The 10,127-nt window shown below is 70.8% G+C and carries 9 protein-coding genes; 6 read left to right on the top strand and 3 right to left on the bottom strand.

Going from position 1 to position 10,127, the window contains the following annotated elements; all coding sequences use genetic code 11:
* A partial coding sequence (locus VMF70_05660; GenBank protein ID HTT67497.1) for a hypothetical protein occupies positions 1-1,932 on the top strand: 1,932 nt, incomplete at its 5' end.
* 129 nt (positions 1,933-2,061) lie between these two features.
* Here the strand turns inward: VMF70_05660 and VMF70_05655 are convergent.
* A complete protein-coding gene (locus tag VMF70_05655; GenBank protein HTT67496.1) occupies positions 2,062-4,578 on the bottom strand; it encodes a serine/threonine-protein kinase in 2,517 nt (838 codons plus the stop codon).
* Positions 4,579-4,831: 253 nt separating this feature from the next.
* Between VMF70_05655 and VMF70_05650 the strand changes: the two genes are divergently transcribed.
* Positions 4,832-5,083, top strand: coding sequence for a GlsB/YeaQ/YmgE family stress response membrane protein (locus VMF70_05650; GenBank protein ID HTT67495.1), 252 nt, complete (start codon positions 4,832-4,834; stop codon positions 5,081-5,083).
* Positions 5,084-5,160: 77 nt separating this feature from the next.
* Here the strand turns inward: VMF70_05650 and VMF70_05645 are convergent, their stop codons facing one another.
* Positions 5,161-5,622 carry a hypothetical protein gene (locus tag VMF70_05645; protein HTT67494.1) on the bottom strand — a complete coding sequence of 154 codons (462 nt, stop codon included), beginning with the start codon at positions 5,620-5,622 and terminating at the stop codon, positions 5,161-5,163.
* Between the two features lie 22 nt (positions 5,623-5,644).
* Positions 5,645-6,070, bottom strand: coding sequence for a hypothetical protein (locus VMF70_05640; protein HTT67493.1), 426 nt, complete (start codon positions 6,068-6,070; stop codon positions 5,645-5,647).
* 294 nt (positions 6,071-6,364) lie between these two features.
* Here VMF70_05640 and VMF70_05635 point away from each other — a divergent pair, with 294 nt between their 5' ends.
* The 4 genes from VMF70_05635 (at position 6,365) to VMF70_05620 (ending at position 10,091) form a co-directional block, all read left to right on the top strand.
* Positions 6,365-7,414 (top strand): C1 family peptidase, encoded by a 1,050-nt coding sequence (locus VMF70_05635; protein HTT67492.1) that lies wholly within the window; start codon positions 6,365-6,367, stop codon positions 7,412-7,414.
* A gap of 247 nt (positions 7,415-7,661) precedes the next feature.
* On the top strand, positions 7,662-8,087 hold the full coding sequence (locus VMF70_05630) for a hypothetical protein (GenBank protein HTT67491.1): 426 nt from the start codon (positions 7,662-7,664) through the stop codon (positions 8,085-8,087).
* A gap of 127 nt (positions 8,088-8,214) precedes the next feature.
* Complete coding sequence (locus VMF70_05625) at positions 8,215-9,204, top strand: aldo/keto reductase (protein ID HTT67490.1); 990 nt, start codon at positions 8,215-8,217, stop codon at positions 9,202-9,204.
* A gap of 11 nt (positions 9,205-9,215) precedes the next feature.
* Positions 9,216-10,091: an alpha/beta hydrolase-fold protein gene (locus VMF70_05620; GenBank protein HTT67489.1), complete on the top strand. Its 876-nt coding sequence runs from the start codon at positions 9,216-9,218 to the stop codon at positions 10,089-10,091.
* Positions 10,092-10,127: the final 36 nt, after the last annotated feature.

Here is a 10,127-nt window from a genome sequence, read left to right as displayed (position 1 = left end):
GGCTACACCCTGATTGCTACTTCTCGCACGCTTCCCCCCGACACCAGCAACGCATTTGCGGTCACGGCCGGGGCGGCGACCCAGCTCCTCTTCACGCAGCAGCCGAGCCATGTGTCGGCCGGCGCGATCATGAGCCCGGCCGTGTTGGTGACGGTGGCGGACGCCCAGGGGAAAGCGGTGCCGACCGCCAGCGGGACCGTGAGTTTGGCACTTACGGGGCCCAGCGGAGCGACCCTGACGGGAGGCGGCGCGACAGCAGTCGCCAGTGGCGTCGCCACGTTCAGCGGTCTAAGCGTGAACCTGGTCGGCACCTACACGTTGACGCCGACCACCACAGTGGCCGGGGTGACGACCCTGCCGGTCTCGTTCCCGTTCGCGGTGCTCCCCAGCCCGGCCAGCCACCTGGTGCTGACGCAGCCGGCAGCGGGCGCAGCCAGCGGTGCAGCGTTCACCGTCCAGCCGGTTGTGGCCGTGGAGGATGGTGAAGGCAACACGGTGACTTCGGACAACACCACCGTCGTGACCATGGCGGTGACCATGCCCCCGGGGGCGACGGTGGTCGGGACGGCGAACGCGCTGGCCGTCAACGGGGTGGCGACGTTCACCAACGTCGGGATCGCGGGAATTGCCGGCATCGCGTACACGCTGGCCTTCAGCGCCGGCGGGCTGACGCCGTACGTTCAGCCCATCACACTGACGGCTGGGGCGGCGTCCCATCTGGCGCTGACAACGCCGGCGGCGGGCGCGGCCAGCGGGGCAGCGTTCACCGTCCAGCCGGTGGTGACAGTGCAGGATGCCGGGGGCAACAGGGTGACTTCGGACAACAGCACCGTCGTGACCATGGCGGTGACCATGCCCCCGGGGGCGACGGTGGTCGGGACGGCCACGGCCACCGCCACGAGCGGGGTCGCGACGTTCACCAACGTCGGGATTAGCGGCACGGCAGGCACGTCCTACACACTGACCTACACCGCCAGCGCTCCGGTGCTGACCCCCGCGACTCAGTCCATCACGCTGACGGCCGGTGCGGCGGCGCAGCTCGTGTTTACGGTGCAGCCGAGATTGACCCCGGTCCTGGTGGCGATCAGCCCGGCCGTGCAGGTGACGGCCCAGGATGCGTCGGGTAACACCGCGACCGCCTTCGCCGGCAACGTGACGGTCGGGATCACGAACGGGACTGGGACCACGGGCGCCTTGCTCGGGGGCACCGTCACGCAGGCGGCCGTCAACGGGGTGGCGACGTTCGCCAACCTGACGATCGATGCGGTAGGGACCGGATATACGTTGACCGGCGCCGCCACCGGCCTCCCGAACGTGACCAGCAGCGCGTTCAACACCTCGTGCCCGGCGGCCAACGACGGCGTGCTGTGCGAGCCGGGATGGGCGACCGCGACCACCTGGACCTTCAACGCGAATCTCCCCGGAGGCGGGACGGTGCCCGCGACCATCTACGCCTGGAATGACGTCTCGAATCTCCATCTCGCCATTCGCGTGCCGTACGTTCCGGGCACGTCGGAGGTAGAGTTCGATTTCGACAACACCAACATTGGGGCTCTCCAGGCGGACACCGACGCTCTCCAGAGCGGCGACGACATTCTCTCGGTGAACGACGGCGGGTTCGGCGACGATTTCTGGCAGGGAACCTGCCCTTCTCTTCCCGGCCCTGTGAACACGTGCTCCGGTCAGTCAGATAACACCTTCGGCGGCACGATCGACGGCTCCGGGGCGCTCCACAGCAATGGCTCGTTCACCGTGTACGAGTTGTCGCACCCCCTGAATTCGGGTGACACGGGGCACGACTTCTCGTTGGCCTCCGGACAGACCGTGGGGATGTATGTGCGGATAACGCTTCGCAACTATCCGTTGGGTGCCGATACGTACTATCCACCCGTCATGTACCTTGGGCCTGGCCTCCAGGTCCTGATCAAGTAGGAGGCGGCGGCGCCACGCGCGTAGCGGACGGCCCCCGTGCTCAAACCGCGCGGGGGCCGTTCTGCGTAAGGTGAACGATGCCGCCTCGACCGGCCGGCGGCCGTCCTCGGACGTCGCTTTGGGCGAGCCTCAGCGCGACGCCCGCACCAGCGCCTGGAAGTCCGGCCGAGCCTGGAGCCCGCGCCACCACCAGTACGTCGCCCAGTCCGCGGCGCCGGCCGTGCCGGCGCTCGACGCGCCCGCCACCAGCTTCCCCAGGAGCGCGATCGCCTCGGAGGAGTCGCCGACCACCGTGCGCGAGTAGGCCTCGACGAAGGGGAGGTCGTGGCCGATGTCGGCCTCGGCGCTCATCCGTGCCCGGAGCAGCACCGCCCGGGCACTGTCGGCGAGATGCGCCCGCGCGAGCACCGCGCCCGCGATCATCATGGCCCGATGACGCTGATACTCCCGCCGCGACTCGGGAGCGAGGCGGGTCTCCTCGTCCACGAGCCGCCACGCCTCCGGCACGCTCGGCTCCACGCCCTCCATCGTCAGAGCCCAGAGCCGACACTCGGCGAAGCGGTAGTCGGAGGGGAAACGGCGCACACCCTCGTCACACCACCCCCGCGCCTGGGTCAGCTGCTCGAGGTCGTACGAGCCGAGGAAGAGCCGCCACAACACCTCCGGCGCGCTGCTGAGAAAGGCATCGGCCGCGTACGCGAGGCGCGCCTCGAGCACCGCCGAGACCACGCCCCCGGGCTCGTTGTAGTAGAGGTGGCTCAAGGTGGCGTGGGCACTGGCGAGCCCGGGATCGAGCTTGACCGCGGCCTCCAGGTCGCGCTGCGCGGCCTGGAGGAGCGCCGCCGCGTCCTTCGGGTTCGGCGTCACGTCGAGCACGTAGTGCCAGTATTGAGCGGTCCCCCGCACCTCGAGCGCCTCGGCATCGTTCGGTTCGATGGCGAGCGCCCGGTCGGCCGTCGCCACGGCGGAGCGGATCGCCGCCAGCACGGTGTCACGATCGGGCTCGAGGCGCGAGCGCCGGTAGGCGATCTGCGCGCGCAGCGCGACCGGCTCGGCCCAGCCCCTGTTCGCCGCCTCCACGCCGGCCAGCGCCGAGTCGGCCGAGTGGAACGCCGCGAGACCGGCGCGCAGGTCCTGCGCGGCGACGTGCTCCTCCGCGAGCTTCCGGAGGTGCTCGCCGCGGAGCAGCGCCGCCCAGGCGTCCGGGCTCGGCGCCGTCTCCCGCTCCCCGCGCACCTGCAATTCCTGGCCCAGCCGCTCCCGCAGCATCCGCGCGACCTCGCCGACGACGGAGTCACGCGCGGAGAGCAGCTGCGCCGCCGAGGCCTCGACCGACGCGCGCGAGAAGTCCACGCCGGTCGCGCCCTCGACCAGGCGCAGCTGGATGCGCAGCCGGGCGCCATCCGACTCCACGCTTCCCGTCACGAGCGTGCCCACGTCGAGCGCCCGGGCCACGCTGTCGAGGGCCACCGTGCTTTGCCGGAAGGGCGCGACCCCGTTGCGCGAGATCACGTGGAGCCCCGAGACGCGGGACAGGGCGTCAATCAGCCCCTCCGTGAGGCCTTCCGCGACGAAGCCGAGGTCCCCGTCGCGGCTGAGGTCCTGGAAATAGAGCACGGCGACGTCGTGGGAGTCCGGTCCGCTCGCCGCCACGTGCGCCACACGATGTGACCGCGCGATGTAGATGGCCGTCCCGGCCGCCCCCACAACGGCGACCGCGACGGCGCCCATCGCCACGCGGCGCCACCAGCGCGCCGGCTGCCGACGGGCCCGCTGCATCAGGGACCCCGTGTGCGCCGGCGTCTCACCGCTCGCCACCGCCCGCAGGGCGTCGGCGAAAGCGGCCGCGGTGTGGTAGCGATCCGCCGGCGACTTCTCGAGCGCACAGAAGACGACTTCCTCGAGCTCGCGCGGGATGCTGCGCCGGACGGTGTGCAGCGGCGGCACCTGGTCCATCGACTGCCGCGCCAGCACGGCCTGAGCGGTGGGGCCGGTGAACGGCGGCTCGCCCACCAGCATCTCGTACAGCACGCAACCCAGGCTGTACACGTCGGTGCGCGCGTCGACGTGCTCGGACGCCGCCGCCTGCTCAGGGCTCATGTACGCCGGCGTGCCGACCGCCATGCCGGTCTCGGTGAGCTTGGCGGTGCCGGCCTCGCTGATGGCCCGGGCGATGCCGAAGTCGGCCACGACCGCGTGACCGCCCGAGAGCATGATGTTCTGCGGCTTGATGTCCCGGTGGATGATGCCGTAGCTGTGCGCCACGCTCAGGGCCTCGGCGACCTCGCGGGCGATCTGCACGGCCTGCTCGAGCGGGAGCTCCTGCTCGCGGGCGACCAGGGCCGCGAGTGTTTCGCCCTCGACGTACGGCATGACGTAGAACAGGAGCCCGCCTGCTTCCCCGGAGTCGTACAGCGGCAGGATGTTGGGGTGGCTGAGCTTGGCGGTGACCTGGATCTCGCGCAGGAAACGCTCGGCTCCCAAGCCCGAGGCCAGTTCCGGCCGGAAGACCTTCAGCGCGACGCGACGATCATGCTTGATGTCACGCGCGAGGTAGACGATGGCCATTCCGCCGGCACCGAGCTCGCGCTCGATCTCATAGCGCCCCGCCAGGGCGGTCCCGAGTCGTTCGACGAGGTTGTCCATGACGCCGTCCCGGTGAAGCGTCCAGCCAACAGCTACATATACGGCCAGGACCGTGCCGCAGCCAGGGAGCGGACGCCGGCGGGTCCCCTGCTTCCATTCTGGGGATTGCCGGGTTCCAGCTCGACGCTCGCCTGGAGATGGCGCGGGCGATGGCGTATGATCTGGCGAGGGACGCTGGCTGTGAAAAGCAGGGTGTGAGGGTGTAGGGAGTAAGGGTGTTGGGTGTAGGGGCGCCCACCGAAAGGAGCTCACCGTGTTTCATATCATCTGGTACGTCGTCGTCGGGTTCGTCGTGGGCCTCGTCGCGCGGGCGATCCTGCCCGGCGCGGACCACATGGGCTTCATCCTCACGACGGTGGTCGGCATCGCGGGGTCCATCATCGGCGGCTACATCGGCCACATGATCCACAAGCCGGCGCCGGGGGCGAAGATCCACCCGCACGGCTTCATCCTCTCGGTCGTGGGGGCCATCATCCTGCTGGTGGTGCTGAGGTTCTTGAGGTAGGAACGGGGCCCGGGGAGGACGGAGCGGCGGACACCGCCAAGGTGCCCGGCGACGCCGCTCCGGGACTCAGGTCGTCCTCACGCTCCTCCTCCCGCGCAGGCCCCGATGATCCACGCGCGCAGCTGATCCATCGCCGGACCGTCGGTGCGCCACTGGCTGACGGTCAGCCTGCCGTAGACGGTGCCCCGCTCGTCCACGATGACCGGCGGGTCAGTGGCGAACGGGTTGCACGCGCTGTAGTCCGAATAGGGCGAGACGAACACGCTGCCCGCGTTCACGATGCTCGGGCCGTAGTTCGCGCCGTTGTAGGTGCCGCCTGCCGCGAACACGGAGTCCCGGTCCCCGTTCGAGCAGGTCAGGCAGCCGATGTACGTCGTGTGACCGGGCCCGCCGTACACCATCAGCGCGCGGCCTCCGCCCAGCACCCACGCCTCGTGCGCCATCGCGCGGACGTAGTGCGCGCAGCCGGCGGCCGGCATCGGGCCGGCGATCCCCACGAGCAGTCCGACCAGGCGGAGCGATGTCCGCGGGAGGCGCACGCTCGGCCTGCGGCCCGAAGGCCTAGGACGGCCCGCCGCCCGGCCGCGGGGCCGGCGCCACCGTCACCCACGCGACGCGGAACGGCCCGCAGCCGTTCATCGCCGGCGTGCGCGCGAATCCGAACGAGATCGCCGTCAGTCCGGACGCGCCGGGCACGACCTGGGCATAGTTGCTCGCCGTGATGGCGGCCGGGAATTGCTGGAGCACGCCGCTGGAGACGAGGTGTCCCGTGGAATCCTGCACGAGCCAGATTCCGGCCTCGGCGGGACGCGCAAGCCGGGAGATCTCCTCGTGGTGCTGCTGGAGCGCCGTCGTGAAGGCCGGCGTGTTCAGCATGGGCAGCTCGGCCAGGCTGGGCGGCTCCTGGGCCCGCGACGATCGCGGCGAGACCAGCAGCACGGGTGCAGCGAGCAGAACCGCCAGAGTCGTGAGCGCCTTTCGTCTCATTGGATCCTCCGCGTTGACCGGGCCGACCTGATCTCCCTCCACACGAAAGTACGGTTCGGACGCCGCCGTCGCTGCGCCCGCGCACAATGGAATTGCGAGCGCTTCGCTTCCGGTTCTGGCACCGGGCCCACGCGCCTTCGGGCGCCCCCTCCGCAATTCGCCCTCCGGAAATCGCCTTTCGCAGTCAAGCCTTACGCGCGATGGACGCCCCAGCGCTATGCTTGGCGCTGGTGAGGTTCGCCCCGGGCGCTCGCCCGCCGCGGCACTCATCGACGCCGCATCGCCGAGGCCGCCATGAAACCGACCCGCCCGTTCCTCCGCAGTCTCCTTGCCGTCGCGCTGCTGAGTGTCGCGTGCGCCGAGCACTCGACCGCGCCCGGGGCGGTCGGAGCCGCCACGAAGCTGGCGTTCACGGTGCAGCCCACCCAGGCGATGGTGGGCGCGGTGATCGCGCCGGCGGTGGTGGTGACGGTGCAGGACGCCCAGGGCAACACGGTGACGGGCTCGACGGCCAGCATTGCGCTGGCGATCACCGGCGGAACCGGGGCGACCGGCGCGGCGCTCGGCGGCACGCTCACCCGGGCGGCGGTGGCCGGAGTCGCGACGTTCGACGACCTGAGGCTCGACACGGTGGGGACCGGCTACACGCTCACGGCGGCGACCGCCACCCTCGCCACGGCGACGAGCACGCCGTTCACCGTCGCCGGTGTGCCGGGGGACGTGGACTGGCGCAGCCGGTGGGGCCACGCCTGGGTCACGTCGGTGAAGAACCAGGGAGCGTGCGGCGATCCCTGGATCTTCCCCGTGACGGGCGCGGTCGAATCGCGGATGATGATCAAGGCCAACGATCCGGCGCTGCAGCCGGACCTGTCGGAACAACAGATCCTCGATGCCACCCCGGGGGACGGCTGCCAGGGAGGGGACTTCACGACCACGCTCAACTACCTGCGGGACTCCGGGGTGGTGAGCGAGGCGAGCTATCCCTACGTCGGCACCAAGGGCACGCTGAAGATCCACGGCGGTCCGTACAAGATCGCCGGCTACGCGTACCTCGGGGCCTTCGACCCCCAGACGATCCGTCAGGAGCTGGCCGCCCGCGGACCGGTTCCGGTGTACGTGCAGATGTACAGTGACTTCTACAACTACACCCAAGGGATATATCGGCGGACCAGCACCACGAAGATGGGAACGCACGCGATCGCGTTGGTCGGCTACAGCGACTCCGCCCAGTATTGGGTCGGGAAGAACCAGTGGGGCCCCTTGTGGGGCGAGGCCGGCTACATCCGCATCAGCTACCAGGAGGACAGCCTGCTGTCCAACCCGTACGCGATACGGGTGCCGTAGGCGCTCGAGCACGCGCGTCGTACCCGGGACCCCGCGGTGCAGGTTTGGCCGCGAATCCACTGGGAACGATCGCCGTTCACGCTCGATTCACGCCGCCCCTCGTATGCTCTCCCACTGATCCGATGGACCCCGGCGGCCGGCCGCGGGCGATGCCCTCCCACGGAGCGCACCACGCCGACGGGACCGCTCCGCACCCTGCACGGGAGGTGTCATGCGCGCCGCAGTCATCGCAGCCCTTCTTCCACTCGTGGCTTCCGTCCCTCTCCAGGCACAGTCCTCCTGTCAGCTGGTCGGCGTCTGGGAGCTGGTCTCGGGCAAGGCCGATACCGCGTCCTACCCGGCGACCCTGCACCAGCTGAAGATCATCACCAGGACGCATTGGACCTTCATCGCGAAAATGGACAACGGCATCAGGGAGATGAAGACCGCCGCGGATTCGCTGCAGGTGTTCCGGACCACCGGGGCCGGGAGCGGGACGTACACGCTCCAGGGAACGACCTACACGGAGACCATCGAGTACTTCCCCGATCCCGCCTACATCGGAATGTCCATTCCGTACACGTGCCGCACCGAAGGCGATCGCTTCGTTCAGACCGGGACCTTCCCGGAGCTCCAGGGCGGGAAGACGGTGCACACGTGGAGGCTGGAGGAGGTGTACCGCCGCATCGAGTAGCCGCGCCGGCGTGAAGGGCCCGGCTCCGCGCCGGGCCCTTCTGCCGGGGCGTGCCGGCCTCGGGCCCAGCCTATCGGGGTCGGCGGCGAACGCGTAACCTCCGTGGAACCGCCACGGGGTCGATTCGATGCAATACCGGCAGCTCGGCAGGACCGGCTACGACATCTCCGCCGTCAGCTTCGGCGCGTGGGCCATCGGCGGCCAGGCGTGGGGCGGCGCCGACGACGGCACCTCGCTCCGCGCGCTCCACAGGGCGGTGGACCTCGGCGTGAACTTCTTCGACACGGCCGACGTCTACGGCGACGGCCACTCGGAGCAGCTGCTCGCGCGGCTGCGACGCGAGCGCAAGGGCGACAGGATCTGGGTCGCCACCAAGGCCGGCCGCCGCCTCGACCCCCACGTCGCCGCCGGCTACAACCGCGCCAACCTCACCGCGTTCGTCGAGCGCAGCCTCCGCTACCTCGAGACCGATGCGATCGACCTGCTGCAGCTGCACAGCGCGCCGAGCGAGGTGTACGAGTCGGCCGCCGTGATGGGCGTGATGGACGACCTGGTGAAGGCCGGCAAGGTGCGGCACTACGGCGTGAGCGTCGAGACCGTGGCCCAGGCGCTGCGGGCGATCGAGTGGCCCCACGTCGAGTCGGTGCAGATCGTCTTCAACCTGTTCCGCATCAAGCCCGCCGACGCCTTCTTCGCGGCCGCCGCCGCGAAACGGGTCGGCATCCTGGCGCGGGTGCCGCTGGCGAGCGGGCTGCTCTCGGGCCGGCTGCGGCACGACAGCAAGTTCGGCGAGGACGACCACCGCCGCTTCAACCGCCGCGGCGAGGCGTTCGACGCGGGCGAGACGTTCAGCGGCGTGGACTACGGCACCGGCCTCCGCGCGGTCGAGGAGCTGCGGCCCCTGGTGCCCGCGGGCGCGACGATGGCGCAGCTCGCGCTGCGGTGGATCCTGATGTTCCCGGAGGTCACGGCCGCGATCCCCGGCGCGCGGAGCCCCGAGCAGGTGGCCGAGAACGTGCGCGCCGCCGACCTGGCCGCGCTGCCGGCCGCGACGATGGAGAAGGCGCGCGCCCTGTACGACGCGCACTTCCGCGCCGCGGTGCACGGGCGGTGGTAGGCGTGCGCCCCGTGACCGCCGCGCTCCGCGCGCTCGCCGCGGCCGCGCTCGCGGCCGCCGCCCCGGGCGGCATCGCCGCGGCTCAGGCGCCCGCCGCGCCCGCGCAGGGCTCCGCGGCGCGGTCCGACAGCTTCCCGTTGGTGACGCTGCCGGGCACCGAGTTGCGCCACCTCAAGTCCGCGGCCACCGGCCGCGACTACGACCTCTACGTCTCGCTCCCGGCCGACTACGCCGCCCACCCCGACGCGCGCTACCCCGTCCTGTACGTGCTCGACGGCCAGTGGGACTTCAAGCTGATGCTGTCGGTCCAGGGCGGGCTGTTGTACGACCGGTTCACGCCGCCGGTCATCATCGTCGGCATCACCTACTCCGGCGCCAACCCCGACTTCAACGCGCTCCGGGCGATGGACCTCACGCCCGTGCCCTCGAGCACGCTCGCCGGCTCGGGCGCGGCGCCGCGGTTCCTCTCGTTCCTCAGGCACCAGGTCATCCCGTTCGTCGAGTCCGCGTACCGGGCCGACCCGGCACGGCGCGTCCTGATGGGCGCCTCGTTCGGCGGGCTGTTCACGCTCTACGCGCTGTTCACGGACCCGTCGCTGTTCGCCGGCTACGTGGCGGCGAGCCCGGCCGTGAGCTACGGCGACCGCGTGGGCTTCGCCGTGGAGGCCGCGTACGCGGCGGCGCACGAGGATCTGCCGGTGCGACTGTTCATCGGGGTCGGGGAGATCGAGGACCTCGCCGGGCCGGTGCAGGAGTTCTGGACCGTGCTGCGCGGGCGGCACTACGCCGGCCTGACGCTCGAGACCCGCGTGATCGCCGGCGAGCGCCACTCCGGCAACAAGCCCGAGGCGTTCAACCGCGCGCTGAGGTTCATGCTGGGCCGGTAGCGCGGCGCGGCCGAGGGACGCGCGAATCCGATCGCG

The organism is Gemmatimonadales bacterium (assembly GCA_035502185.1).
Lineage (GTDB): Bacteria > Gemmatimonadota > Gemmatimonadetes > Gemmatimonadales > JACORV01 > Fen-1245.
Note: the sequence above shows the minus strand (reverse complement) of the source record. Positions and strands in the feature narration are given on the sequence as shown.